The organism is Nocardia sp. NPDC055165, from assembly GCF_053606985.1.
This window is the reverse complement of the sequence record NZ_JBSGSS010000004.1, coordinates 229122-253988: the sequence shown is the minus strand read 5'-3', so window position 1 is coordinate 253988 and position 24867 is coordinate 229122. Positions and strand designations below refer to the sequence as shown.

Genomic DNA, 24867 nt, shown 5'->3' with positions numbered 1-24867 from the left:
GCTCAGTCCTTGCCGAAGGTCGCGGCGTCGACGGTGATCATCCCGTCCGCCCGCGGCTTCCAGTTCAGCGCCGGGTCCACCGCGTAGCTGGCATCGGGGGTGTAGAGGCCGAGCAGCAGCGCCTTGGAATCGTTGAGGGTGAACAGATCTCGGTAGACATCGATCCTGGCCTGTCCGGCGACGGTCCGGGTCTTGGCGACCAGGGCCTGGGTTTCCGGCAGCATCGCGTAGTCGTTCCACTGCCCGCCGAACATCGAGGCGATCGGGGCGTCGCCGTCCATGGTGGACGGCGCGTAGGTGTTGAGGTAGATGCCGGTGGCGGCCTTCTTCGTGTAGATCATCTGGGAATGGCTGCTCTGATCGGTGCCGTGCAGGGTGATGGTGATGCCGACTTCGGCAAGGTTCGCCTGGATCGACTGGGCGATCTCCGAGCTCAGCGGGATGCGTCCGTTCGTCGCGTACTGGAAGGGGATCGGCGTGCCGTTGTAGCCCGCCGCGGCCAGCAGCTGCTTGGCCCTGGCCGTATCACGCACCGGCGCGGCATATTTCGGGTCGTAGCCGCCGACGTTCTTGGCGACCAGTTGGCTGTCGACCGTCGCGCGGCCCGCGAGCAGACTCTTGACGATGGCGTCCCGGTCGATCGACAGTGCGATCGCCTCGCGTACCCGCTGGTCGGCCAGCGGACCCGCCGTGGCGTTCATGCCGAGGAAGGTGACGCCGTTGGAGACCCGCGACTCGATGTGCACACTCTTCGAACCATCCACGGCGGCAACCTGATTGGGCGCGATCAAGGCCACATCGAGACTGCCGGACTGAACACCGTTGAGTCGGGCGTCGGCGTCGGCCACCGTCTTGAAGGTCACGGTCTCCATCGCGGCCTTGTCGCCCCAGTAGTTCGGATTGCGCTTGACGACGTATTCGACGCCGCGCGTGTAGTGGTCGAACACGAACGGCCCCGAGCCGACCGGTGCGGCCGCGAATCCCGCGGAACCGAGCTTGGTGTAAACACTTTCGGGCACGATCGAGACGCCGGTGGTGATGGTCGGCCACGCGGAGAAGGGGGCGTTGAGGCTGAACACCACGGTATTGCCGGGACCGGCGGCGGCTGAGGTGAACATCTCCATATAGGTGGCCGGATCGCCGTTGGGTGTCGCCTTGATCTGGTTGTAGGTGAACGCGACATCGGAGGCTTTCACCGGTTCGCCGTTGTGGAACTTCGCGTCCTCACGAATCGTGAACGTCCACTGGGTGAAATCGGTGTTGTGCTCCCACGAGGTCGCGAGCTTCGGGCCGATCACGCCTTCCGCGTCGAATCGGGCGAGCTGGTCGAAGGTCGCGAAGTAGTAGTTGTAGCCTGCCAGCGAACCGTCGCTGATCGGGTCCGGCACGTCCGTCGGTTCGGTGACCGCGCCGACCACGAGGGTCTTCGTCGACGCGGTGTCGGTGCCCGCGGGTGCGCAGGCACTCAGGGTGACGGTGGAGAACGCGAGGATCGCGAGTCCGGTAGCCACACTGCGGGTGATCGGTCTCATGGGTTTCCTAATCTTTCGTGGAGCGGGGAAGTGGATGCAGGCACGCCGCGACATGCCCGGCGGGCCCGAGCGGCTCGAGTTCCGGTATGCGCGTGGCGCATTCGCCGGTCGCCGATGGGCAGCGGGTGCGGAAGGTGCAGCCGCTCGGTGGATTCGCGGCATCGGGGAGTTCGCCGCGGATCAGCGTCGAGGTGTCGCGGCGGCGTTGATGGGGGTCGGGAACGGGAGCCGAGGCGATCAGCGCGCGCGTGTACGGATGCCGGGGACTGGTGAACACGTCCTCGGTGGCGCCGATCTCGACGAGCTTGCCCAGATGCATCACCGCGACCCGGTCCGACAGGTGCCGCACGACCGAGAGATCGTGGGCGATGAACAGATACGACAGGCCGAGCTGTTCTTGCAGGTCTTGGAGCAGGTTGATCACCTGGGCCTGTACCGAGGCGTCGAGCGCGGACACCGGTTCGTCGAGTACCAGCACCTCCGGCCTCGGCGCGAGCGCCCTGGCGATCCCGAGCCGTTGCCGCTGTCCGCCGGAGAACTCGGCCGGGCGCCGGTCGAGCGCGTCCGGTCCGAGCCCGACCTGGTCGAGCAGTTCGAGCACGCGGGCGCGGGAGTAGCCGCCCGCGATCCGGAGCGGTTCGGCGATGATGTCGTGCGCGCTCATTCGCGGGTCGAGGGAGGAGTACGGGTCCTGGAACACCAGCTGCACCCGGTTGCGCAGCGCCCTGCGCTCGGCCGGTCGCAGGGCGGCCAGGTCGTGGCCGAGGATGCGCACCGAACCCGCGGTCGGGGTGTTGATGCCGAAGATCGTGCGGACCAGCGTGGACTTCCCGCCACCGGATTCGCCGACCAGGCCGAAGGTTTCACCGCGTACGACCCCGAAGCTCACGCCGTCGAGGGCTCGCAGTCTGCGCTTGCCGGTGAGGCCGCGCCTGCTGGTGAAGCTCACCTCGAGGCCGTCGACCCGGATCACTTCCTCTGCGGTATCGATCACGGTCATGCCGAAATGTCCTCTCGGAGAGGGGCGGCGAGCGCGGGCGGGCAGGCGAGCGCGCGACCGTCGCCGGTGGCGACGAGAGGTGGTGGGGCTGTGTCGCATTCGCGGCTCTTGCCCGCGAACTCGCAACGCGGGGCGAACCCGCACCCGGCCGGACGTTTCGTCGGTGACGGTGGCGAGCCGGGGATGGCGTAGGCGCGGCCCGCGCCCGCCTGCCCGAGCAGACTGCCCTGCAGGCCACGGGTGTACGGGTGGGCGGCGTCGTCGAAGATCTGCCACACCGTGCCGGTCTCGACCACCCGGCCCGCGTACATGATCGCCACCCGATCGGCGTACTGGGCGACCAACCCGAGATCATGGGTGATCAACACCATCGCCGCGCCGCTGCGGGCGCGAGCCTGTGCCAGCACCTCCATGAGCTGGGCCTGGATGGTCACGTCGAGCGCGGTGGTCGGCTCGTCGGCGATGAGCACCGCCGGATCGTTGGCCATCGCCATGGCGATCACCGCGCGCTGGCGCATACCACCCGACCACTGGTGGGGATAGGCGCGCGCCCGCTCGGCCGGTTGTGGGATACCCACGGAGGCAAGGAGTTCGACTACGCGCTGCTTGCGTTTCCTTGCGTCGAGCCGCTGATGCACCGCCAGCGCGCGACCGATCTGCGTGCCGACCCGGCGCACCGGATTGAGGGTGGTCATCGGGTCCTGGAAGACCATGCCGAGTTCGGCGCCCCGCAGGCGGCGCAGGGTTTCGTCGTCGGCGCCGACGAGTTCGTCGCCGCGGAAACGCACGCTGCCCGAGAAGATCGTCAATGCCGGGGGGAGCAGGCCGAGGGCGGCGAGCATCGTCACCGACTTGCCCGATCCGGATTCGCCGACGAGACAGAGCACCTCGCTCTCCTCCAGGCGCAGGCTCACCCCGTCGACGAGCACCACACGGTCGCCCGCGGCTGTCTCGTAGCCGACGGTGAGATCGGTGATCTCCAGCAATGGGCTCATGCCACAACCTCTTTCGCGAGAGCGCGGCGGCGAGCGCGTGGTGCCCGCCGAACTCGGCGCAACCCCTGGCCTTCATCGGTGAATCGCCGGCTGGCCAACAGGGTTCCGCCGATCACCAGCAGCAGTGCCACCGCCGGAACGATCGTCAGATAGGGCGCCTGGCGCAGGTACTTCTGTCCGTCGGTGATCATCAATCCCCAACTGGGAGTGGGTGGTTGCACGCCGAGGCCGAGATAGTCGAACGACGAGATCATGATCAGCACATTGCCGAGATCGGCGGTCGCCAGAATCAGCACAGGGACCGTGACGTGCCCGACGACGTGCTTGCGCATCACCCAGCCAGAGCGCGCGCCGAGCAGTTTCGGCGCGATCACGAAATCGCGACCGGACAGCCCGAGCGCGACCGAGCGCGCCACCCTGGCATAGCCGACCCAGAAGGTGACGCCGAGGATCGTCGCCATCAGCGCGGTACTCGGCCCGCGTATCGCCGACACCGCCATGATCACCAGCGTCATCGGGACCGCGAGCTGCACATCGGCGACACCCATCAGCACGCTGTCGGTGACACCGCGGAAGTAGCCCGACACCGTGCCGACCGTCATGCCGATCACCGCGTTGACCAGCACGATCACCAGGACCAACCCGAGTGTGATCCGTCCGGCCAGCGCCAGCCTGCTCGCCAGATCGCGACCGAGCGAATCGGTTCCGAGCGGATAGTTCCCGGTGGTGAACGGCGCGGAGAACGCGGCCGCGAGTTCCTGCCCGTAGGGGTCGTAACCGGGGAAGAGGGGATACAGCAGGGAGAACAGCACGACTGCGAGGATCATGGCGACGCCCGCGATCGTGGCGTAGTCGCGGGGACGGATCATCGGACTCTCGCTCTCGGATCGATGACGCCGTAGAGGACGTCGATCCCGAAGTTGACGATCACGAAGATGGTCGCGATCACCACCAGCCCGGACTGGACCACCGGAAAGTCCCGGTTGAACACCGCGTCGAGCATCAACGTGCCCAAACCGGGCCAGGCGAAGACGTTTTCGACGATCACCAGCCCACCGAGCAGCGTGCCGAGCGTGATTCCGGAGATGGTGAGCACCGGCAGCAGCGCGTTCGGCAGCACATCGCGCAGGAGCACCGAGGATCTGCGCTCGCCGCGCGCGTACGCGGTGCGCACATAGTCCTGGGAGCTCTCGGCGACCAGCGAATTGTCCAGCAGCCGTGAGTAGACGACGAACTGCGCGGTGGCGATGGTGAGGGCGGGCATGATGATCGCGAGCGGGTCGGCACCGGCGAGCGAGGGCAACCAGCCGAGCGTCACCGAGAACACCAGCACCAGCAGCAGCCCGAACAGGAAGTCCGGCACCGCCAGTCGCGCCGCGCCGACACCGAGCGCTACCCCGCGTAGCGACCAGCGGCCGCTCAGGTGGATGGCGAGCACCACGGCGAAGGCGAGTGCGAGACCGATCGCGAAGCCCGCGACACCGAGTTGGAGCGAAGCGGGCAGGCGTTGCAGGACCAGTGTCATCGACGAGGTGCCGGTCTGCTGGTACGAGTCACCGAAATCGCCGGACAGCACGCCGGTCACGTAGTCGAAGTACTGGGTCAGCGGCGGTTTGTCGAAGCCGAGTTCGGCTTCCAGTGCCGCGATGTCGGCCTCGCTCGCCGTTTCCGGCAGGAGAGAGGCCACGGGACTTCCGGTGGATCTGCCGAGCAGGAACGCCAGCGAGATGACGGCGAACACGGTGATCACCGCCTGGATGAGGCGGCGGATCAGATAGACGGCCAACACTGATCCTCTCTGTGTGCCGAGAATGTCATTCGGTATACAGAATTGGATTCCCGTGTATCCCCATTGTGTTCCGAAAGTTTCGGGTCCGTGAATGATTTCGATGCTGCCAACCGGCAGGAATGCCTTCGTCAAGGCCCATGCTCGACCCGCGGGGCAGGCTGGTTCGCAGGTGGTCTGAGGTGGACGAAGATATATTTGGTCTACCGAATTGAATTCGGTAGGTCCGCCGCTAGACTGCGCGATCGCCGGCCGTCACCATCGGCGCGGCTTCGTAGACTGTTCGGGTGGCCCGAAACCTACGTCCGCCGGTAGAAGTCGTCGACGACACTTCGCAGACGCGACGGATATACGACGATCTGCGCCGCGCGATCATCACGGGGGAGTACCGCGAAGGCGAGAAACTGCCGGAGGCGCGCCTGGCCGCCATGCTCGGCACCTCGCGCCTGCCGGTGCGAGAAGCCCTGGCATTACTCGAATTCGACGGCATCGTCAGCGCGCTGCCGCGTCGCAGCGCGGTCGTGCGGTCCTGGGATACCACCGCGGTGGACGAACTCTTCGATGTCCGCATCGGTTTGGAACCGCTGGCGGCCCGACTCGCCGCTGCCCGGATCAGGCAGGGGCACGACAGCTCGCCCCTGCGGGCCGCGTTGCGAGAAGCGCAGGAGGCCACCGATTCTGGTGATCCGCTCCGCATCGCCGAGACGAACGCGAAGCTGCACGGCGCCATCGTGGAACTGTCCGGCAACTCGCTGCTCACTCAGCTGATGCGCACCATCCTCGCCCGGATGGCCTGGCTGTTCTTCCTCACCACCGAACGCAACACCGAGGAACAGCGCGACGAACACCAGCACCTCATCGACGCGATCTCCTCGGGCGACGAACGCCTGGCCGAATACGCCATGCTCAGCCACACCGAAGCAGGTCGCACCCCCACCCTCACGATCGTCACCGCGCTACGGCATGCCGACCATGACCATGCTCCTGGCGACGACCGCTAGCCCAGCCCCCACGATCGGGGAGCTGGGCTGAACAGACCTTTCGCTCAGACGGTGGCAGGGGCCACCGGGTCGTCGGCGAACTGGGTTCGGTAGAGCTCGGCGTACCGGCCGTCGGCGTTGAGGAGGGTGGCGTGGGTGCCACGCTCGACGACGCGGCCGTCCTCGAGGACCAGGATCTGGTCGGCGGCGCGGATGGTGGACAGGCGGTGGGCGATGACCAGTGCGGTGCGGCCGGTCAGCGCTTCGGTGAGGGCTTCCTGAACCGCGGCCTCCGAGGTGGAGTCGAGGGACGCGGTCGCCTCGTCGAGGATGACGACTCTCGGCTGCTTGAGAAGCAGGCGGGCGATGGTGAGGCGTTGGCGTTCACCGCCGGAGAGGCGGTAACCGCGTTCGCCGACCACCGTGTCCAGACCGTCGGACAGCGAATCGACCAGGTCGCCGAGCCGGGCGCGACCGAGGGCGTCCCACAGTTCGTTTTCGGTGGCTTCCGGCCGGGCCAGCAGGAGATTCGCGCGGATGGTGTCGTGGAAGAGGTGCCCGTCCTGGGTGACCAGGCCGACAGTGCGCTGGATGGATTCGGTGGTCAGGTCGCGCACGTCGGACCCGTTGAGGCGGACCGCGCCGGAGTCGACGTCGTAGAGGCGCGAAACCAGCTGGGCGATAGTGGATTTGCCCGCGCCGGAGGAGCCGACCAGCGCGATGAGCTGTCCGGGTTCGGCGCGCAGCGACACCTCGTGCAGCACCTCGACGCCGCCACGGCGGTCCAGTGTCGCGACATCTTCCAGCGAAGCGAGCGAGACCTTGTCGGCCGACGGGTAACCGAAGTTCACCGCGTCCAGTTCCACCGCGACCGGGCCGTCGGGCACCGAGGTGGCGTGCGGGGCGTCCTCGATCAGCGGCTTCAGGTCGAGCACCTCGAAGACACGCTCGAAACTCACCAGCGCGGACATGATCTCCAGGCGGGCGCTGGCCAGCGCGGTGAGCGGGGTGTAGAGGCGGGTGAGCAGCAGCGAAAGCGCGACGACCGAGCCCGCGTCGAGGCTGCCCGTCAGCGCGTACCAGCCGCCGAGGCCGTAGACCAGGGCGAGCGCGAGCGCGGAGACCAGGGTGAGCGAGGTGACGAAGGTGGTCTGCAGCATCGCGGTGCGTACGCCGATGTCGCGCACGCGGGTGGCGCGCTCCGCGAACTCCGACGATTCCTGCTTCGGCCTGCCGAACAGCTTCACCAACGTGGCGCCCGGTGCGGAGAAACGCTCGGTCATCTGGGTGCTCATGGCGGCATTGAGCTGGGCCGCCTCACGCTGCATGGCGGCGAGTTTGTTGCCGGCGCGCCGGGCGGGGATCACGAAGACGGGGAGAAGGACAAGGGCGAGCAGGGTGATCTGCCAGGAGATGCTGAGCATCACGGCGAGCGTGAGCACCAGGGTGACGAGGTTGGTGATCACGCCGGACAGAGTGTCGCTGAACGCGCGCTGCGCGCCGATCACATCGCTGTTCAGCCGGCTCACCAGCGCGCCGGTGCGGGTCCGGGTGAAGAACGCGACGGGCATCTTCTGCACGTGATCGAACACGGCGGTGCGCAGATCGAGGATCAGACCCTCGCCGATCCTTGCCGACAGCCAGCGGATGGCGATGCCGAGGGCCGCGTCGAGGACGGCCAGGCCCGCGATGGCGAACGCGAGCAGCACCACGGTGCGCGGCGCCGCACCGTCGACGATCCCGTTGACAACCCGCCCCGCCAGCACCGGGGTGGCCACACCGAGCACCGCCGCCACCACGCTGAGCAGCAGGAACCCGCCGATCCGGCGCCGGTGATGCTCGGCGAAGCGCAGGATCCGCCGTGCTGTCACCATGCTGAACGGGCGCTGTTCCTCCGGTGCGTTCACGCGCCGGTACATCTGGCTGTAGGCCACTGATTCGATACTCACTGCCACTCTCCTCGAGGCTCCCCGCCCATTGAACTCCTGCCCACCGACACTAAAACCTCAACAAAGGTTGACCGCAAATACTTTCCGGGTGCACCGGGTTCAGCGCACAGCGAAAACCAGCCGCCGATCACCACCAGGTGACCGGAATAGGCTGGTCGGGTGGACGACGACCGGAGCTCGGAAAAGCTGGCCGACGCACTGCGAACGCGGACCGGCTGCCCGGTCGACGCGTCGGTGCGCAGACGCGTCGAGTACTCCGCCGACGCCTCCAACTACCGCGTCCGGCCCGCCATGGTCGTGTTTCCCCGTGGCGAGGACGACGTCGCCGCCACCGTGAACTTCGCCCGCGAGAACGGGCTGTCGATCACCGCTCGCGGCGCGGGCACCTCGGTCGCGGGCAACGCCATCGGACCCGGCATCGTGCTGGATTTCAGCAGGCAGATGAACGCCGTGCGCGCGGTCGACCTCGAGGCGCGAACAGCGATCGTGCAGCCGGGGCTGGTGCTGTCGGATCTGCAACGGCGGCTGCGGCCGCACGGGTTGCGGTTCGGGCCCGACCCGTCGACGCAGGACCGGTGCACCCTGGGCGGGATGATCGGCAACAACGCGTGCGGACCGCATGCGCTGGCCTGGGGTCGTACCTCTGATACGGTGCGTGAGCTGCGCGTTCTCGACGGCACGGGGGAACGGCGGACACTCGGTACCGACCTGGCCGCGGTGCCCGGCCTGGCGAAGTTCACCACCACGAATCTGGCGATACTGCGCACCGAGCTGGGACGGTTCGATCGGCAGGCATCCGGCTACGGGCTGGAACACCTGCTGCCGGAACGCGGTTCGTCGGTGGCGAAGGCGTTCGCCGGTTCCGAAGGCACCTGTGGACTACTCCTGGAAGCGGAGGTCGCGCTCACGCCGGTGCCCGCCGCGACGGTGCTCACGGTGCTCGGGTACCCCGACATCGCCTCGGCCGCGGACGATATCGCCGCGGTGACCAGCTGCGCGCCGATCGCGGTCGAAGGCATCGATGCCGGACTGGTCGATGTGGTCCGCGCGCATCGGGGGACCGTGCCGGAGTTGCCACGAGGTCGTGGCTGGCTGTTCGTCGAAACGGCGGGGGCGAGCCCGGCCGAGGCACTGGCCGCGGCCCGGCGCCTGTGCGCGGCGAGCCACGCCGATGATCACCGGATCGTCACCGATCCGGTGGCCACAGCGGCACTCTGGCGTATTCGGGCCGATGGCGCCGGTCTGGCGGGACGAACCCCCGACGGGAAGCCCGCCTGGCCCGGGTGGGAGGACGCCGCTGTCCCGCCGGAGAATCTGGGGGCGTATCTGCGCGAATTCGCGACGCTCACCGCCGAATACGATGTGGGTGGTCTGCTGTACGGACACATCGGCGACGGTTGCATCCACGTGCGCCTCGACTTCCCGATCACCGACGCGCCCCGGCGTTTTCGCACCTTCCTCTTCGACGCCGCCGAACTCGTTGTGCGCCACGGTGGATCGCTCTCGGGCGAACACGGTGACGGCCGCGCCAGATCCGAACTGCTCGAAGTGATGTACTCACCGGCCGCTCGCGCGGCCTTCGCGGGCTTCAAGTCCCTGTTCGATCCCGGCGACCTGCTCAACCCCGGCGTCCTCGTCGCCCCGAGCCCCGTCGACGCCGACCTGCGGGTGGCCGGGCTCACGCCGGTCCCCTCGCGGGGGTTCGCCCTGTCCGCGGACTCCGGCGATTTGTCCACAGCTGTGCACAGATGTGTAGGAATCGGCAAGTGCCGCGCGGACACCGGCGGTTCCGGCGGCTTCATGTGTCCCTCGTACCTGGCCACCGCCGACGAGAAGGACACCACCAGGGCCAGGGCCAGAGTTCTCCAGGAAGTCGTTCGAGGCGAACTCGACTGGCGTGCACCGGCAGTCGAGCAATCCCTCGATCTCTGCCTCTCGTGCAAGGCCTGCGCCGCCGACTGCCCCGCGGGCGTCGACATGGCCACTTACAAATCCGAGGCGCTGTACCGGCGCTACCGCGGACGCTTACGGCCGGTGGATCACTACGTGCTCGGCCGGCTCCCGCGCTGGCTCGCCATCGCGCAGCACTTCCCACGCCTGGCCAATGCCGTCGCGGCCCGTCCGCGCCTGCGCCGGGCCGGCCTGCGCCTGGCCGGAATCGATCCGCGGCGAGCAGCGCCGCGACTCGCCCCGAAGTCGTTTCGCCGATCGCTGGGCAGCGACGACCGCACAGGTCCCAGCGAGACCTCGGCTACCGAGGTCATGCTGTGGATCGACACCTTCACCGACACCTTCGACCCGGAAAACGCGGCAGCCGCGACGCAACTGATCGAGCAACTCGGCTATCGCGTGCGCATCCCCAGCGGCCGGGTGTGCTGTGGCCTGACCTGGATCAGCACCGGCCAACTGGACGGCGCCCGCGCCCGGCTGCGCGCCACCGTGGACGCACTGGACACTCACGTAGCTGCCGGTGGCCTGATCGTCGGTCTCGAACCGTCCTGCACCGCCACCCTGCGCGCCGACCTCCCCGAACTGCTCCCCGGCGATCCACGAGCGAAACAGGTCGCCGCCGCGGTCCGCACCCTCGCCGAGTTCCTGCTGGAACACCCCGGCTGGCAACCACCCCGTCGACCGCACGACACCGTGATCGTCCAACCGCACTGCCACCAGCACGCGGTAGGCGGCTTCGACGCCGAACGCCGAATCCTCGCCGCGATGGGCGTCACCGTCGGGGAACTGGCGGGCTGCTGCGGCCTGGCCGGCAACTTCGGCATGCAACGCGGCCACTACGACATCTCGGTTGCGGTCGCCGAGAACGCCCTGCTCCCGGCGCTGAGGAACGCCCCGCCGCATGCCGTCTTCCTGGCCGACGGCTTCTCCTGCCGCACCCAGGCCGACCAACTCGCCCATACCCCCGGCGTGCATCTGGCCAGGTACCTGCTCGATTGCTCGAGCGCACCGGCTGCCGGTTGACGCCGATCACAGGCGCACAATGGTCGAATGCGTGACCAGACCCTGGACCCGGACCTGGCCTCGGCCTGCCTGTCCAGGACCGTCCGGTCGAGCAGGCCCTTCGACGTCGGCATCACCGTCTCGCCCCTGCGCCGCGGCGGCGGCGATCCCTGCCACCACATCGGCCCGGACGGCAGCCACTGGCACGCTTCGCGAATGCCGACCGGCGTGGTCACCTACCGGCTGACCCAGGACGGCCGTGACGGCGCCGCCGCCCGCGCCTGGGGGCCGGGAGCCGAGGAATTCCTGGCCGGCCTCGACCGCATGCTCTGTCTCGAGGAAGACCTCGACGACTTCGCCCCCGCACACCCCAAGCTGGTCGAAGCCCACCGCACGGTGCCCGGTCTGCGCATGCTGAAGACCGGCCTGGTGATGGAGTCGCTCATCCCGGCCATCCTCGAACAGAAGGTGCACACGAAGTCGTCGTTCGCCGCCTGGCGCACCCTGGTCCGCGAGTTCGGGACCAAGGCCCCCGGCCCGGCGCCGACCGGCCTGATGGTGGCGCCGGACGCCGAGACCTGGCGATTGATCCCGTCGTGGAAGTACCACCGGGCCAATGTCGGGCCGCAGCGCGCACAGACCATCGTGCGCGCGGCCAGAGTCGCCGACTCGATCGAACGCACCGCCACGCTCGACCCGGCCGAGGCCGCGCGACGTCTGCGCAGCCTGCCCGGTATCGGGGTATGGACGGTGGCCGAGACCGCGCAACGCGCGTTCGGCGACGCTGATGCCCTCTCGGTCGGCGACTACCACCTCGCCGCCGTCGTCGGCTGGAGTCTGCTCGGCCACCCGATCGACGACGACGCGATGATCGAATACCTGCGACCGCTACAACCCCACCGCTACCGCGCGGTGCGACTGCTGGGGCTCAGCGGGCAGGCGCGCAAACCGAAGTTCGGCCCGCGCGACCCGATCACCGACCATCGCCATCACTAGCGTGTCGCGCGCGCGTCCAGCACGCAGCGGCCCGCTTCGACGAGGGTGTTGCGCGCCCGTCGGCGCACCCGGCACTCTTCGACCGTGCAGTCGAGGTGTAGTTGCATTGCGGCGTGGGCTTGTTCGGGCTCCATCGGGCCCGGATCGATGGAGCAACTCAGCAGTGCTGTGGCGACGCGCATGTTCACTTCGCTCAATTGCATGAAAACAGCACAGCACGCAAACGCCCGGCTAACGGTGAGTACACGCGCGAAAGATGGGATTTACCGCGAATTCCCAGCACGACATCCAACGGGGAGTGCAGGATTCCCCAGACTGGACGAATCCACCGCCGCAGCGGGGCATGGCGGGGATGACGGGTATGCGACACAGAAGGAGTGGGGCTGTGGCAGCGAACGCATCGAACGGAACAGCGGGGCAGGCGGGCGTCTCCTCGACTTTGCCGCGCCGCCAACTCGGTCGCTACCTGCGTGATTGGCGCACCCAGGCCGGGCTCACCATCGCCGAGGCGGCACGGCTGATGGAGTGGGGAGCCAGCACCCTCCAGCGACTGGAAAAGGGTCAGGCCGATCGCATACGCACCATCGACATCCACGAGCTGTGCCGGATCTACGGCATTCCCGACGATCTCGCCGAAGGCTTCGCCGGTCTGGCGCAGCAGGCCGCCGTCAAGAGCTGGTGGCACGCCTACGGCGACTTGATTCCCGAAAACTTCGATATCTATGTGGGTTTGGAGGCATCGGCGCAACGGTTACGCGCCTACCAGTCCGAGCTGGTTCCCGGTCTGCTGCAAACCGCGGAATACGCTCGCGCGCTGAATCATCTGGGCTTCCCCCAGGATTCGGTCGACGAGCTCGATCGGCGGGTCGCACTGCGGCTGCAACGGCAGGTGTTGATCACCCGCAAGCATTCGCCCGCCGAGATCGACGTGGTTCTGCACGAATCGGTATTGCGTAGCATCGTCGGTGATGCAAAGGTGATGGCTGCGCAGTTGCGACACCTCGCCGACGCGAGTACCCGAAGTAATGTGGCATTGCGCATCCTGCCGTTTGCCGCCGGTGTTCCACTCGGAGTCTCTACCGGACCTTTCACGGTTCTCGAGTTCGGTACCGACAGCAAAGGGCAACCGGTCGAACCACCAGTGGTGTACGCCGAAGGCTTTACCGGTGACCTCTACCTGGAACGACGCGCGGATGTTCGAAGGTACGACCGGGCTCACGAATGCCTCCAGCGTCATGCGCTGGATATCCAACCGAGTAGACACCTGCTGCGGCAGGTCGCGAAGGAGTATGTGGCATGAGTTTCGATCTCGTCGACGCACACTGGTTCAAGAGCACCCGCAGTGGTGCGGGCAAGGATTGCGTCGAAGTTGCTTTCCTGTTCGGCGGGCACGTCGGGGTGCGCGACAGCAAGAATCCCGCCGGTCCCGCCCTGGTCTTCGACGGCGCGAGCTGGGACGCCTTCACCCGCGGCATCGACACCGGCGCGTTCGCGTGAACACCAAGCGCGACATCGACACCTCCGGTGCCACCTGGCTGCGCGCGGGCACCGACGACGGCAGCGTGGAGGTCGCCATGCTGGCAGACGGGTACGTCGCGCTACGCGACAGCAAGAATCCCGGCGGCCCCGTGCTGATCTTCACCCCGAGTGAATGGACCGCCTTCACCGCGGGCGTACACGACGGCGAGTTCGATCGTCCTTGATCACGGTAGATCACGGAACGATAGATTTTCGGCATAGGTCGAGGTTTGGTGCGGCGTCGGGTCGGGTAACCCAGGTATATGGACCGAGGGTTGAAGAAAATGCCACCCCGGTACCGGAGGCTAGCGCCTGAGGACGGTGTGGAACGCCTGATCGTGGTACTGCTGTTCGCGGTATCGGCGATCGGAATCTACGTACTCACCGCCTCTTTGCTGTCGGCGCTGTTCATCGGATTACTGGTCGGATTAGTCGCTGTAGGGACTGTCGCTGTCTTGTAGGCAGCCGTCGCTGCGGGGTTTCGCACCCCGCAGCGACAACAGTTTCCTACCGGCGGAACAATTTATTGCCGAGCCAGACAATCGGGTCATATCGCCTGTCCACGACTCGTTCTTTCAGTGGAATCAACGCGTTGTCGGTGATCTTGATGTGCTCGGGGCACACATCGGTGCAGCACTTGGTGATATTGCAATAGCCCAAACCTGCTTCCTCCTGGGCCATTTCGCGTCGGTCACGGGTGTCGAGCGGGTGCATCTCCAACTCCGTGATACGCATCAGATAACGCGGACCCGCGAAGGAGGTCTTGTTCTCCTCGTGATCACGCACCACATGGCAGGTGTCCTGACACAGGAAGCACTCGATGCACTTGCGGAACTCCTGTGAGCGCTCGACGTCGACCTGCTTCATTCGGTACTCGCCCGGAGCGAGACCGGCCGGTGGCGCGAACGACGGTATCTCCCTTGCCTTCTCGTAGTTGAACGAGACGTCGGTGACCAGATCCTTGATGATCGGGAACGTCCGCATCGGGGTGACGGTGATGACCTCGTCCGGGGTGAACGTCGACATCCGCGTCATGCACAGCAGGCGCGGGCGCCCGTTCACCTCCGCCGAACACGAACCACACTTGCCCGCTTTGCAATTCCAGCGCACAGCGAGATCGGGGGTCTGGGTGGCCTGGAGCCGGTGGATGATGTCGAGCACCACTTCGCCCTCGTTCACCGCCACCGTGTAGTCCTCGAGGCTCCCGCCGTCGATGTCGCCGCGCCAGACCCGGAACCGGGCGTCGTATCCCATGGTTACGCCTTTCCCTCGGCTGCCGGGTGCGCAGCCAATTCTTGCTCGGTGTAGTACTTTTCGAGCTCGCTCAGTTCGAACAGGGCGAGTAGGTCGTCGCGCATCGGCGTCTGATCGGCCGGGGTGACGGTGACGTCGGGGATCTGCGCGTCCGACGCCGGATCGACGGCGCAGACCAGCAGTGTGTTGCGCCAGTCCGGGTTCATGCCGGGATGATCGTCGCGGGTGTGGCCACCGCGACTCTCGGTACGCAACAGCGCAGCCTGCGCGACACATTCGCTCACGATCAGCATGTTGGCCAGGTCCAGCGCCAGGTGCCAACCGGGGTTGAACGGTCGCTTGCCCTCCACCGCCACATCGGCGTAGCGGACACGCAGCTCGCCGAGTTTGTCGATCGCCGCGCGCACCTCGTGTTCCTTGCGGATGATGCCGACCAGGTCGTTCATCGTCTGCTGGAGTTCGGAGTGCAGGGTGTACGGGTTCTCGCCGGAGCCCTCCGCACGCGAATCGAACGGCGCCAGCGCGGTTTTCACAGCCGCTTCGATATCGGTTTCGGCGGGCGTCGGCTTGTCGGTGAGCTGCTGCACGTAGGCCGACGCGCCGAGCCCCGCCCGGCGGCCGAACACCAACAGGTCCGACAGCGAGTTGCCGCCGAGCCGGTTCGAGCCGTGCATGCCGCCGGAACACTCACCGGCAGCGAACAATCCGGGCACGACAGCCGCCCCGGAATCGGGGTTCACCTCGATCCCACCCATCACGTAGTGGCAGGTGGGGCCGACTTCCATCGGCTCGGCCGTGATGTCGACATCGGCCAGTTCCTTGAACTGATGGTGCATCGACGGCAGCCTGCGCACGATCTCGTCGGCGGGCATGCGGGAGGCGATGTCGAGATAGACGCCGCCGTGCTCGGTGCCGCGGCCCGCCTTCACCTCCTCGTTGATCGCCCGCGCGACCTCGTCGCGGGGGAGTAGATCAGGAGTGCGGCGCGCGGAATCGTTGTCGCGCAACCACTGATCGGCTTCTTCCTCGGTTTCGGCGTACTGGCCCTTGAAGACCGGCGGGATGTAGTCGAACATGAACCGCTTGCCGTCGGAGTTCTTCAGCACGCCGCCGTCGCCGCGCACGCCCTCGGTGACGAGGATGCCCTTCACGCTCGGTGGCCAGACCATGCCGGTGGGGTGGAACTGCAGGAACTCCATATTGATCAGCGTCGCGCCGGAGCGCAGCGCCAGCGCGTGGCCGTCGCCGGTGTACTCCCAGGAGTTCGATGTCACCTTGTAGGACTTGCCGATTCCGCCGGTGGCCAACACGATGGCCGGCGCCTTGAACAGCACGAAGCCGCCGGATTCGCGCCAGTAGCCGAACGCACCCGCGACAGCGCCCGCGTCGGTGAGCAATTCGGTGATCGTGCACTCGGCGAAGACCTTGATCCTCGCCTCGTAGTCGCCCGTGGCCGCGTAGTCCTCCTGCTGCAACGAGACGATCTTCTGCTGCATCGTGCGGATCAGTTCGAGGCCGGTCCGGTCGCCGACATGGGCCAGGCGCGGATAGGTGTGGCCGCCGAAGTTGCGCTGGCTGATCCGGCCGTCGGGCGTCCGATCGAACAGCGCGCCATAGGTTTCCAGCTCCCACACCCGGTCGGCGGCCTCCTGGGCATGCAGTTCGGCCATGCGCCAGTTGTTGAGGAACTTGCCGCCGCGCATGGTGTCCTTGAAGTGCGTCTGCCAGTTGTCCTTCTCGTTGGCATTGCCCATCGAGGCCGCGCAGCCGCCCTCGGCCATCACGGTATGTGCTTTGCCGAACAACGACTTACACACCACCGCCACCGAAAGCCCTTGTTCGCGTGCCTCGATCACGGCTCGCAGACCCGCGCCGCCCGCCCCGATCACCACGACGTCGTAGTCGTGCCGTTCCACGTCTGGCATTGAAATACAAGCTCCTCGCGTTGTCGCAGCTCAGTTGACGAACCGCAGGTCCGAAATGGTGTGGCTCGCAACCAACATCACGTAGAAGTCGGTGAGCACGAGGGTGCCGAGGGTGGTCCAGGCCAGCGCCATGTGGCGGGTGTTGAGCTTGGAGATCTGGGTCCAGTACCAGTACCGCACCGGATGGGCGGAGAAGTTCTTGAGCCGCCCGCCCGCGATGTGCCTGCACGAATGACACGACAGGGTGTAGGCCCACAGCAGGATCACGTTCACCAGCAGCACGATGTTGCCGAGGCCGAAACCGAAACCGCCACTGCTGCCGTGGAACGCGGTGATCGCGTCGTAGGTGTTGACCAGCGAGACCACCAGCGCCACGTAGAAGAAGTAGCGGTGCGCGTTCTGGATGATCAACGGCAGCCGCGACTCTCCGGTGTAGCGCGCGTGCGGCTCGGCCACCGCGCAGGCCGGCGGCGAGAACCACACCGAGCGGTAGTAGGCCTTGCGGTAGTAGTAGCAGGTGAGCCGGAAGCCGAGCAGGAACGGCAGCACCACGAAACCGAGCGGAATCCACATCGGCAGCTCGGGGAACGGGGTGCCGAAGTGCGCCGATCCCGGTGCGCACGAGTCGCTCAGACACGGCGAGTAGAACGGCGTCAGATAGTGGAACTCGGGGACCCAGTAGGCCGTCCGCACAAAGGATCTGATCGTCGCGTAGATGACGAACGCGGCGAGCCCGAGCGCGGTGAACAGCGGTGGTAGCCACCAGCGGTCGGTGCGGAGGGTGCGCGCGGAGATGCGGGCACGCGTTCTGCTGAAGACGCCGGTGCCCGCGGAGTGTGACGCGGGGGAGGCGGTCGGTGCGGCACTCACGGTGGATGCCTCGCTGATCCTCGGGTCTGCGGCAGTGATCATTACCCACCGCGATGGATTGTGATGTGGAGCACCATACGCCTGTGTTCGCGCCGCTCGCGGTGGGTCTCACCCACTCGGTTGTCACACATGTCGGTGATCTCGATCACAGCCGTGACGTCCGTGACGACCCGTCATGCCCGTGCAACAAACCTGTGGTGCCCTGTGACAGGTATTCCCCGCACCGGGGAGAGGAGCGTGACGCGCAATGAGAAGAGCCGCGATCGTGGCACCCGTCCGCACGCCCAGTGGCGTCGAGGGTGGCGCGCTGTCGGGTATGCCCGCCGAGTGGCTGGCGACCACGGTGTTGTCCGCCGTGATCGAACGCTCGGGCATCGACCCGCTACGCATCGACGATGTGGCCATGGCCTGTATCGACGGCGGCCTCTCCGACAAACCCGCGGTGGGCTCGCTCGCCGCTCGCGGTGCCGGATTACCTTTCGCAGTACCCGGTTTCGTGACCGACAAACACGGCGGCAGCGGTCTGCAGGCGGTGATCACCGCGGCGATGATGGTGCAGACCGGCGCCGCCGACGTGGTGGTCGCGGGTGGGGTGGAGTGCGCGGCGACACCGGCCGGGCTGCCCGGCGGGACCGCGGGATTGCACAATGCCGAGCGGTTGGCGCACTACTACGGGATCGACCGCAGTGCCGCCGACGAGTTCGCGGTGGCCAGTCATCGCAAGGCGGCCCGCGCCTGGCGCCAGGGTGCGTTCGCGGCCGAGGTCGTCGGGGTGGCCGCCGGTTACGGCGATCACCAGATCACCCGGGACGAGGGTGTGCGCGACGACCTGTCGACCCACACGCTGGCCGGTTTGCGCCCGCTGCTGCGCGAGGGCGTGGTGACGGTGGGGAACATGAGTTCGCATCGGCTCGGGGCGTCGGCGTGCCTGGTCGTGGCCGAGGATCGGCTCGGCGAGCTCGGGCTGACGCCGATGGCGTTTCTCGCGGGCTGGGCCGCGGCCGGTTGTGACAACGCGGGGCCAGGACTCGGGGCGGCACCGGCGGTGTCGAAGCTGCTCGGGCGTACCGGATGCTCGCTGGACGAGATCGATCTGCTCGAAATCAACGAGGGCTACGCGGTGGAGGTGCTCGCGTTGGCCACCGAGTGGGAACTCGACCCACTCGACCGGCTCAACGTGAACGGCTCCGATATCGCACTCGGGCACCCGGTCGGCGCCACCGGCCTGCGAATCATGACCACGATGCTGCACGAACTGGGCCGCACCGGCGGCCGCTACGGCCTGGAGGCCATCGCCCTCGGCCACGACCACGGCATCGCCGCCCTGTTCGAATCCGCCGAAATCGACGAACCGACCGAAGTCCCCCGAGGCGCCCGCTTCCACGGCTCCCGAACCCGCAAACTGGGCCGACACCGAGCCGGGTAATCCTGAGACACCCGGGCCGGGGCCGACAGAAAGAGGTCGGCGCGACGACCCTGTCAGCAGGGCCGTCGCGCCGGTGATCAGGTCTTACTTTGTTCTAGGGCGCGAATGAAACCCGAGCCCTTCGTCCTGAGCGCCCATCCATGCCGCTTCGTCGGACTTGCTGTCGGGCACGTAGATCGGCTCCGACCTGCGGGGGACGGCGAGTTCCGGCGGTGGTGCCTGCTCGAAGTCCTCGGCGTCGATGACGAGCCGCTCGAGGTCGTTCTCCAGACGACGGATGGTGGCCGCGTCGCCGTAGTTGGAGCGCAGTGCGCCTATCGATTGCCGGAGTTGGCCGACCGCGTAGCGCAGTTCCGCGATATCGCTGCGTGTCATCGTTACCTCCTGTGTATATGGCGGGCATACCGACTCGCCGGATCACGGGCACGCCCGAAAAGCCTCGGGCCGCACTGCACCGAGCTGTGTGACTCACCACACAACGTGATCTCCACCACAATAACGGATCTTTTCGGTTTACGCCCGATGTTGTCGGGGATCACAGGATTGCCATCCGGTAACTGTTGCGTTCACCCGGCGACGGCGTAGCGCGTACGGGCGTCGATGCTCGCCCGCTCGACCAACGCGATGATCGACCGGGCCACCTCCTCCGCGCGTTCGAGGATGACGCTGTGACCCGCGCCCTCGACCCGCACCAGTTCGGCGCCCGCCAGCTGCGAGGCCAGCACCACCGAGTGCGCGAACGGCACCATGAGGTCGGCCGAGCCCGACAGGACGAGGGCAGGCAGATCGCCGAAGTGGGGCAGGGTGTGGGCCTCGTCGAAGTCGAGCAGCGAGCTCAGGAAGCCGGACATGGTCAGCAGCGCGGTCTCGTTGAGCACCGCTGTGGCGATGGCCGCGACGCGCGGATTCACCCGCCGGGTACCCGTGCTCGCCTCGCGGATCAGGGGCGCGAAGATCCAGCGGGACAAGCGCTTCGACGCCTGCATCACTTGCGGTGCGTGCACGACGGCGCGCTGCAGTGAGGCAACGGCGTGCCGGTTGAGCAGCCTGCCGAGGCCGGCCTCGGTGATGCCGCCCGCGGCGCCGGCGATCAGGCCGATCCCGGCGACCCGGTGACCGATGGCCGCCGGATAGAGGCGGGCGTAGGCGAGCACCACCATCGCGCCCATCGAATGACCGACGAGCACCAAGGGGCCGGTCGGGGCGACCGCGCGCAGCACCGCGTCGAGATCGGTGGCGAGCTGGTCGATCGTGTAGGTGGTGTGGTGAGCGTGCCCGGACTCGCCGTGGCCGCGGTGGTCGTAGAAGACCATGCGGGCGTCGGCGTCCCACTCCCGCAGCAGATGTTCGCGCAGGAACGACCAGGATTCGGTGTGCAGGCAGTGGCCGTGCACGAAAACCACCGTCAGGGCCGCGTCCGTGGCGCCGAAGCTGCGGACCGCGATCGGCACGCCGTCATCGGCGACGACGGTGCAGCGACGGCCGTCGGTGTCGGTGATAGGGAAGGTCTTCGACATTGGAGCCTCCTCCGCCTCCGGCGGGACGCACCTTCTGCGGCGGGTCCTGCTGGTGTTTCGGAGAAGGTTTCCAGCGTGTTAGCCGGTCAACCCTCGCGTTATCCACCCGATGCGCAACCGATTCCGGGCAGGCTCATACCGTTACCCAGGAAATTCTTCGGATATCTAGCCCTTGAACTAGAAAAATGTAGATAGTTGTCGAGTAGTCGTTCGGCAGAACTTTCTCAGACTCTCTAGGTGATGCCCTAGAAGCCCGAAGATTTTCATACGCTCCGGAGGTAGCGGCCGAAGTGAGGGACGGTGAAGCCGATGGTGCCGCGTTCGGCCGAGTAGATGAGGCCCTTCTTGATCAGGCCGTCGCGCGCGGGGGACACCGAGGCGGGTTTGCGGCCGAGCTCGGCGGCCACCGCCGAGGTGGCGACCGGGGCGTCGTCGCCGGCGAGGTCGGCCATGGCGCGCATGTACTCGCGTTCGGCGGGGGTCGCGCGTTCGTAGCGGGAGCCGAAGAAACCGACCGCGAGTTCCTCCTCGGCGGCGGGGGAGGCCACCGCGACGTCCTCGGCGGTGATCGGGCTCTCGGGTGCCTGATCCCAGGCCGCCTTGCCGTAGGCCTGCACGAAATACGGGTAGCCGTCGGCTCTTTGATAGAGCGAATCGAGTGCGGTTTCGGTGAACTTCACCTCTTCGCGTTCGGCGGGCGCGATGAGCGCGAGGTCGGCCGATTCGCGGTCGAGGCGATCTATGCGGTGGTAGCTGAACAGTCGCTCCGAGTAGCTTTTCGAGGCCGAGAGCACCGCGGGGAGGTGGGGTAGGCCCGCGCCGACGACGATCAGCGGGGCGCCGTCCTGGCTCAGTTCGTGGCAGGCACCGCAGATCGCGGACACGTCGGCGGGTCCGAGGTCTTGCATTTCGTCGATGAAGATGGCAATGCCGACACCGATGTCGGAGGCAAGGGCCGCAGCCTCTTTGAACAGTTCGATCAGATCGATCTCGATATCGCCCGAGTCGGCGCGGCCGGTCACCGCGGGTACATCGATACCGGGTTGCCACCGTTCGCGCATGCCCTTGTCCGCGGTGGCGCGCAACGCGAAGGCCTTGAGAATGCCGAGGAAATCGTCGACCTGTTCGGCGTTGCGGGCCGACATCGCGATCGCGCGCACCGCCATGTGCAGCGCCGAGGACAGCGGTCTGCGCAGATCCTGGTCGGGTCTCGCTTCGATCTTGCCGGTGCCCCAGCCACGCGAGATGGCGGCCGAGCGAAGCTGGTTGAGCAGCACGGTCTTCCCGACACCGCGCAGGCCGGTGAGCATCACGCTGCGTTCCGGCCGACCGCGGGCGATGCGCTCGAGCACGATGTCGAACGCCGCGAGTTGTTTGTCACGCCCGGCCAATTCGGGCGGACGCTGGCCGGCGCCGGGTGCATACGGATTGCGCACGGGGTCCATGCCGGACAACCGTAGCGCGTGTGCACGGGAGAATCTCGGTAACTCTGGGCTGTGTCCTAGATACTGCTAGCGAACACGAGACTGTCCTTGGGTCCGAGATGGAGGGTGATGTCCGAGCAACCTGTGTCCGCCGCCGAAATCGTCGCCGCATGGCCGCTGCCGCCGGAAGCGCACCTGGCCGACGCGGTCCGGCGCAACCTGCTGGCGACGCTCGAGGCGACGCTGGAGGGGGGCTACGGCGAAATACCGCCGGAGTCGCTCGCTCACCTGGCGCTCGGACCGATGATGATCGTGCTCGGCAGGCTCGAGGTCGACCTGGCCGACGCCCGAACGCGCATCGACGAACTCGAGCGCGCCCTGCGCGAGCGGCGCACTGGGTAACGCGCCGCACGGCGCGGACGATGAAATCGTTACTCACGCCGACACGCCGGTGCCGTGGCCTCTGTTCTGGGCTTTTCCGGTCGTAGGAAAACAACTTGCGTGCTTCGCTGGACAGCGCTCATCACAGGCCGTAATCTTCTCGTGACTTAGTGGAGTCTGTCGGTTCGTCAGAGAAGCGGCGCCATTGGGTCACCGCCGAAAAGTCGTTGTCGCCAAGCGATTCGCGACCGAGCGGCGGGAGAGTAGCAAGATCGGAGACTCGTCTCGGTGGGTAAACACAGCTTGCAGCGGGATTCTCGACTGCCGAATTCCGTCAAGGGTGCCCTCGTCATGGGCGCGGTGGCCGCTACAACCGGTGCGATGCCCGCGATTTCGCAGGCCGCCACGATCAACATTCCCGGTCTCGGTAACTTCGATCTGCCGCCAGAGCTCGAGCAGCCGGCACAGCAGGTCGAGAAGCAGCTCCAGGCGATGGTCGCCCCGCAGGGCCAGGCCGCACCGCAGCTCCCGAGTGTCCAGTTCGAAAACCCGTTCCAGCAGCAGCAGACGGCGGGCAATATCGCCCTCGACGCCGCCCGCGGCAAGCTGGGCGCCCAGTACAACTGGGGTGCCGCAGGCCCGCAGAGCTTCGACTGCTCCGGCCTCGTGCAGTGGGCATACCGCCAGGCCGGTGTCGAACTGCCGCGCACCAGCTTCGAGCAGTCGCACGTCGGCGCTCCCGTCTCGTTCGACAACCTGCAGGCCGGTGACATCGTCATCACCAACGGTGGTGGCCACGTCGGTATCTACGCGGGCAACGGTCAGCTCCTCAACGCCGTGCAGTCGGGCACCCCGGTGTCCTACACCCACCTCAGCGCAGACGACGTCGTCACGGCTCGCCGTATCGTCTAAGGGGTGACCCCCCAGCACTCCGATAGCCAGGCCCGCGTCGATGCGTGGACCTGGTCGGTGCGCCTGTTCAAAACACGCTCGGCCGCGGCAGAAGCCTGTCGCGCCGGGCATGTGCGCGTTAATGGGGTTACCGCGAAACCGGCGCTGACCGTCCGCCCCGGTGACGAGATCAGGATCCGCCACGCAGGTCTCGAGCGCATCGTCGTGGTCGAGCGGATCATTCACAAGCGCGTCGGCCCGCCCGTCGCCGCCCAGTGCCTGATCGATCGCAGCCCCCCGCCGCCGCCGAAGGAAGTCCTCGCCACCCTGCCGCAGCGTGAGCGTGGTGCCGGTCGGCCTACGAAACGTGAACGGCGCGAAACAGATCGGCTCATGGGTCGCACCGACTAGCCGCTGGATGTAATCGGGCGTTAGCGATGAACAGCGGCGGCTCGACCGGGTCTGGTGGTCGCGGTGTGGGCGATCGCCTACGGTGGCACGTATGGGTGAGCGCACGACGATGTTATCGACTGTTCTCGCCTGCTGTATCGCTGTCGCCACCACGGGGCCGCGGCTGCTCTGGCCGCGCGGCGCCGATACCGCATTTCTCGACGGACTGGAGTGCGCTCCTGTTCCTCCCGCGCACAACACCGTCGCCCTGACCGCGCTCACCCAGGCGGAGCTGTCCGCGCCGACGACGATCGTCGCCGAGGGCGTGCGGACCCTGCGGTCGACGCCGCTGACCATGTCGACCTTCCTGATCCGCCACCCGGACGCCACCTTCCTGGTCGACCCGGCGATCTGCGCGGGCGTGCACCAGCGGGTGCTGCCCGAGCTGCCCTTCCCGGTGCCGCTGCTGGTCGGGCCCGACAGCCCGGTGCGCGGACTGAGCGAGGTACTGGCCGCCCACGACCTCACCGGCAACGACATCGACTTCGTGCTGCCGACACATCTGCACTGGGACCACGTCGCCGGGCTGTACGAACTACCCGGCCTGGTTCCGATCCGGGTGCCCACCGTCGAATACAGCTGGGCCATGACCGGTTCGCACGCCCCCCTCGGCGTGGCCCGCGGGCCGCTGCGCGGTCGCGCGTTCGATCTCTACGAACTCGACGGCCCGCCGGTGCTGACCTTCGCCCGCAGTCACGACCTGTTCGGCGACGGATCCGTGCTGATCGTCGACCTGGCGGGGCACACCCCCGGCAGCGTCGGGATCCTGCTCGCGGTCGACGACGGCTCCCGCGTTCTGCTCGCGGGCGACGCGGTCTGGAGCACCCTGCAGATCGACCTCCTGCGCGAGAAAGCGCCGCTGCTCGGGGAACTCCTCGACGCCGACCGCAACCGGGCGTTCGAGACCATCCACCGCCTGCACGCGCTTCCCGCCGAGATCGAAGTGATCCCCGGCCACGACCGTGCCGCCGTGACCGCCCGCACCGCACCCTGATCGCCGGATATCGGCGTGGTGCCCGAC

25 protein-coding genes are annotated in these 24867 nt (G+C 67.2%); 12 read left to right on the top strand and 13 right to left on the bottom strand.

The window, feature by feature from the left end; all coding sequences use genetic code 11:
- Window positions 1–2: 2 nt before the first annotated feature.
- The 5 genes from ACWFRF_RS10580 to ACWFRF_RS10560 are packed head-to-tail and all read right to left on the bottom strand — an operon-like array spanning window position 3 to window position 5313.
- Entirely contained in the window at window positions 3–1532 is a 1530-nt protein-coding gene (locus ACWFRF_RS10580) for an ABC transporter substrate-binding protein (RefSeq protein WP_452449690.1), read from the bottom strand.
- A gap of 7 nt (window positions 1533–1539) precedes the next feature.
- Window positions 1540–2532 (bottom strand): ABC transporter ATP-binding protein, encoded by a 993-nt coding sequence (locus ACWFRF_RS10575; RefSeq protein WP_452449688.1) that lies wholly within the window; start codon window positions 2530–2532, stop codon window positions 1540–1542.
- On the bottom strand, window positions 2529–3527 hold the full coding sequence (locus ACWFRF_RS10570; protein WP_452449687.1) for an ABC transporter ATP-binding protein: 999 nt from the start codon (window positions 3525–3527) through the stop codon (window positions 2529–2531). Before ACWFRF_RS10570 ends, ACWFRF_RS10575 begins: the two co-directional genes overlap by 4 nt.
- Window positions 3524–4396 (bottom strand): ABC transporter permease, encoded by an 873-nt coding sequence (locus ACWFRF_RS10565; protein WP_452449685.1) that lies wholly within the window; start codon window positions 4394–4396, stop codon window positions 3524–3526. Before ACWFRF_RS10565 ends, ACWFRF_RS10570 begins: the two co-directional genes overlap by 4 nt.
- Window positions 4393–5313, bottom strand: a complete 921-nt coding sequence (locus ACWFRF_RS10560; RefSeq protein ID WP_378989299.1) for an ABC transporter permease — start codon at window positions 5311–5313, stop codon at window positions 4393–4395. The genes ACWFRF_RS10565 and ACWFRF_RS10560 overlap by 4 nt, the downstream gene beginning before the upstream one ends.
- Window positions 5314–5600: 287 nt before the next feature.
- Here ACWFRF_RS10560 and ACWFRF_RS10555 point away from each other — a divergent pair, with 287 nt between their 5' ends.
- Entirely contained in the window at window positions 5601–6314 is a 714-nt protein-coding gene (locus tag ACWFRF_RS10555; protein WP_452449683.1) for a GntR family transcriptional regulator, read from the top strand.
- 44 nt (window positions 6315–6358) lie between these two features.
- Here the strand turns inward: ACWFRF_RS10555 and ACWFRF_RS10550 are convergent, their stop codons facing one another.
- The gene (locus ACWFRF_RS10550) at window positions 6359–8242 is read right to left on the bottom strand and encodes an ABC transporter ATP-binding protein (protein WP_452449681.1); all 1884 of its coding nucleotides are present in this window, start codon (window positions 8240–8242) and stop codon (window positions 6359–6361) included.
- A gap of 159 nt (window positions 8243–8401) precedes the next feature.
- Here ACWFRF_RS10550 and ACWFRF_RS10545 point away from each other — a divergent pair, with 159 nt between their 5' ends.
- Both ACWFRF_RS10545 and ACWFRF_RS10540 read left to right on the top strand, forming a co-directional pair.
- Complete coding sequence (locus ACWFRF_RS10545) at window positions 8402–11215, top strand: FAD-binding and (Fe-S)-binding domain-containing protein (protein WP_452449680.1); 2814 nt, start codon at window positions 8402–8404, stop codon at window positions 11213–11215.
- 27 nt (window positions 11216–11242) lie between these two features.
- A complete protein-coding gene (locus tag ACWFRF_RS10540; RefSeq protein WP_378989295.1) occupies window positions 11243–12190 on the top strand; it encodes a DNA-3-methyladenine glycosylase family protein in 948 nt (315 codons plus the stop codon).
- Here ACWFRF_RS10540 and ACWFRF_RS10535 read toward each other — a convergent pair.
- The gene (locus ACWFRF_RS10535) at window positions 12187–12393 is read right to left on the bottom strand and encodes a hypothetical protein (RefSeq protein ID WP_101465132.1); all 207 of its coding nucleotides are present in this window, start codon (window positions 12391–12393) and stop codon (window positions 12187–12189) included. The two genes, ACWFRF_RS10540 and ACWFRF_RS10535, sit on opposite strands and share 4 nt — an antisense overlap.
- Window positions 12394–12575: 182 nt before the next feature.
- On the opposite strand from ACWFRF_RS10535, the gene ACWFRF_RS10530 reads away from it, so the two are divergent.
- The 4 genes from ACWFRF_RS10530 to ACWFRF_RS10515 all read left to right on the top strand — a co-directional run bounded on the left by ACWFRF_RS10530 (window position 12576) and on the right by ACWFRF_RS10515 (window position 14169).
- On the top strand, window positions 12576–13490 hold the full coding sequence (locus tag ACWFRF_RS10530; RefSeq protein WP_378989294.1) for a helix-turn-helix domain-containing protein: 915 nt from the start codon (window positions 12576–12578) through the stop codon (window positions 13488–13490).
- Window positions 13487–13687 (top strand): DUF397 domain-containing protein, encoded by a 201-nt coding sequence (locus ACWFRF_RS10525; RefSeq protein ID WP_378634799.1) that lies wholly within the window; start codon window positions 13487–13489, stop codon window positions 13685–13687. The genes ACWFRF_RS10530 and ACWFRF_RS10525 overlap by 4 nt, the downstream gene beginning before the upstream one ends.
- Complete coding sequence (locus ACWFRF_RS10520) at window positions 13684–13893, top strand: DUF397 domain-containing protein (protein ID WP_378634801.1); 210 nt, start codon at window positions 13684–13686, stop codon at window positions 13891–13893. Before ACWFRF_RS10525 ends, ACWFRF_RS10520 begins: the two co-directional genes overlap by 4 nt.
- 138 nt (window positions 13894–14031) lie before the next feature.
- Window positions 14032–14169: a hypothetical protein gene (locus ACWFRF_RS10515; RefSeq protein WP_379296349.1), complete on the top strand. Its 138-nt coding sequence runs from the start codon at window positions 14032–14034 to the stop codon at window positions 14167–14169.
- 46 nt (window positions 14170–14215) lie between these two features.
- Here the strand turns inward: ACWFRF_RS10515 and ACWFRF_RS10510 are convergent, their stop codons facing one another.
- From ACWFRF_RS10510 to ACWFRF_RS10500, 3 genes are read right to left on the bottom strand one after another with little or no spacing between them, the layout of a single operon-like run.
- Window positions 14216–14962: a succinate dehydrogenase/fumarate reductase iron-sulfur subunit gene (locus tag ACWFRF_RS10510; protein WP_378989293.1), complete on the bottom strand. Its 747-nt coding sequence runs from the start codon at window positions 14960–14962 to the stop codon at window positions 14216–14218.
- A 2-nt stretch (window positions 14963–14964) separates the two neighbouring features.
- Entirely contained in the window at window positions 14965–16887 is a 1923-nt protein-coding gene (locus ACWFRF_RS10505; protein WP_378989292.1) for a fumarate reductase/succinate dehydrogenase flavoprotein subunit, read from the bottom strand.
- 30 nt (window positions 16888–16917) lie between these two features.
- Window positions 16918–17757 (bottom strand): hypothetical protein, encoded by an 840-nt coding sequence (locus tag ACWFRF_RS10500; protein WP_378634809.1) that lies wholly within the window; start codon window positions 17755–17757, stop codon window positions 16918–16920.
- A gap of 247 nt (window positions 17758–18004) precedes the next feature.
- On the opposite strand from ACWFRF_RS10500, the gene ACWFRF_RS10495 reads away from it, so the two are divergent.
- Entirely contained in the window at window positions 18005–19183 is a 1179-nt protein-coding gene (locus ACWFRF_RS10495) for a thiolase family protein (protein ID WP_378989291.1), read from the top strand.
- Between the two features lie 84 nt (window positions 19184–19267).
- On the opposite strand, the gene ACWFRF_RS10490 is transcribed toward ACWFRF_RS10495, so the two are convergent.
- The 3 genes from ACWFRF_RS10490 to ACWFRF_RS10480 form a co-directional block, all read right to left on the bottom strand.
- A complete protein-coding gene (locus ACWFRF_RS10490) occupies window positions 19268–19558 on the bottom strand; it encodes a hypothetical protein (protein WP_056824003.1) in 291 nt (96 codons plus the stop codon).
- Between the two features lie 191 nt (window positions 19559–19749).
- Window positions 19750–20700: an alpha/beta fold hydrolase gene (locus tag ACWFRF_RS10485; RefSeq protein ID WP_452449675.1), complete on the bottom strand. Its 951-nt coding sequence runs from the start codon at window positions 20698–20700 to the stop codon at window positions 19750–19752.
- Between the two features lie 263 nt (window positions 20701–20963).
- Window positions 20964–22145 carry an AAA family ATPase gene (locus ACWFRF_RS10480; protein ID WP_378989289.1) on the bottom strand — a complete coding sequence of 394 codons (1182 nt, stop codon included), beginning with the start codon at window positions 22143–22145 and terminating at the stop codon, window positions 20964–20966.
- A gap of 108 nt (window positions 22146–22253) precedes the next feature.
- On the opposite strand from ACWFRF_RS10480, the gene ACWFRF_RS10475 reads away from it, so the two are divergent.
- The 4 genes from ACWFRF_RS10475 (at window position 22254) to ACWFRF_RS10460 (ending at window position 24840) form a co-directional block, all read left to right on the top strand.
- Window positions 22254–22526 carry a hypothetical protein gene (locus tag ACWFRF_RS10475; protein WP_378989288.1) on the top strand — a complete coding sequence of 91 codons (273 nt, stop codon included), beginning with the start codon at window positions 22254–22256 and terminating at the stop codon, window positions 22524–22526.
- 330 nt (window positions 22527–22856) lie between these two features.
- Complete coding sequence (locus ACWFRF_RS10470) at window positions 22857–23417, top strand: C40 family peptidase (protein WP_378989543.1); 561 nt, start codon at window positions 22857–22859, stop codon at window positions 23415–23417.
- A gap of 3 nt (window positions 23418–23420) precedes the next feature.
- Entirely contained in the window at window positions 23421–23807 is a 387-nt protein-coding gene (locus ACWFRF_RS10465) for an RNA-binding S4 domain-containing protein (RefSeq protein WP_378989287.1), read from the top strand.
- A 91-nt stretch (window positions 23808–23898) separates the two neighbouring features.
- The gene (locus ACWFRF_RS10460; RefSeq protein WP_378989286.1) at window positions 23899–24840 is read left to right on the top strand and encodes an MBL fold metallo-hydrolase; all 942 of its coding nucleotides are present in this window, start codon (window positions 23899–23901) and stop codon (window positions 24838–24840) included.
- Window positions 24841–24867 lie beyond the last annotated feature (27 nt).

Bases quoted from the DNA above. Each gene is read 5' to 3' on its own strand.
- ACWFRF_RS10580 (WP_452449690.1), bottom strand. From the start codon at position 1,532: ATGAGACCGATCACCCGCAGTGTGGCTACCGGACTCGCGATCCTCGCG.
- ACWFRF_RS10575 (WP_452449688.1), bottom strand. From the start codon at position 2,532: ATGACCGTGATCGATACCGCAGAGGAAGTGATCCGGGTCGACGGCCTC.
- ACWFRF_RS10570 (WP_452449687.1), bottom strand. From the start codon at position 3,527: ATGAGCCCATTGCTGGAGATCACCGATCTCACCGTCGGCTACGAGACA.
- ACWFRF_RS10565 (WP_452449685.1), bottom strand. From the start codon at position 4,396: ATGATCCGTCCCCGCGACTACGCCACGATCGCGGGCGTCGCCATGATC.
- ACWFRF_RS10540 (WP_378989295.1), top strand. From the start codon at position 11,243: ATGCGTGACCAGACCCTGGACCCGGACCTGGCCTCGGCCTGCCTGTCC.
- ACWFRF_RS10535 (WP_101465132.1), bottom strand. From the start codon at position 12,393: ATGCAATTGAGCGAAGTGAACATGCGCGTCGCCACAGCACTGCTGAGT.
- ACWFRF_RS10525 (WP_378634799.1), top strand. From the start codon at position 13,487: ATGAGTTTCGATCTCGTCGACGCACACTGGTTCAAGAGCACCCGCAGT.
- ACWFRF_RS10510 (WP_378989293.1), bottom strand. From the start codon at position 14,962: ATGGGATACGACGCCCGGTTCCGGGTCTGGCGCGGCGACATCGACGGC.
- ACWFRF_RS10505 (WP_378989292.1), bottom strand. From the start codon at position 16,887: ATGCCAGACGTGGAACGGCACGACTACGACGTCGTGGTGATCGGGGCG.
- ACWFRF_RS10495 (WP_378989291.1), top strand. From the start codon at position 18,005: ATGAGAAGAGCCGCGATCGTGGCACCCGTCCGCACGCCCAGTGGCGTC.
- ACWFRF_RS10490 (WP_056824003.1), bottom strand. From the start codon at position 19,558: ATGACACGCAGCGATATCGCGGAACTGCGCTACGCGGTCGGCCAACTC.
- ACWFRF_RS10485 (WP_452449675.1), bottom strand. From the start codon at position 20,700: ATGTCGAAGACCTTCCCTATCACCGACACCGACGGCCGTCGCTGCACC.
- ACWFRF_RS10480 (WP_378989289.1), bottom strand. From the start codon at position 22,145: ATGGACCCCGTGCGCAATCCGTATGCACCCGGCGCCGGCCAGCGTCCG.
- ACWFRF_RS10475 (WP_378989288.1), top strand. From the start codon at position 22,254: ATGTCCGAGCAACCTGTGTCCGCCGCCGAAATCGTCGCCGCATGGCCG.
- ACWFRF_RS10470 (WP_378989543.1), top strand. From the start codon at position 22,857: ATGGGCGCGGTGGCCGCTACAACCGGTGCGATGCCCGCGATTTCGCAG.
- ACWFRF_RS10460 (WP_378989286.1), top strand. From the start codon at position 23,899: ATGGGTGAGCGCACGACGATGTTATCGACTGTTCTCGCCTGCTGTATC.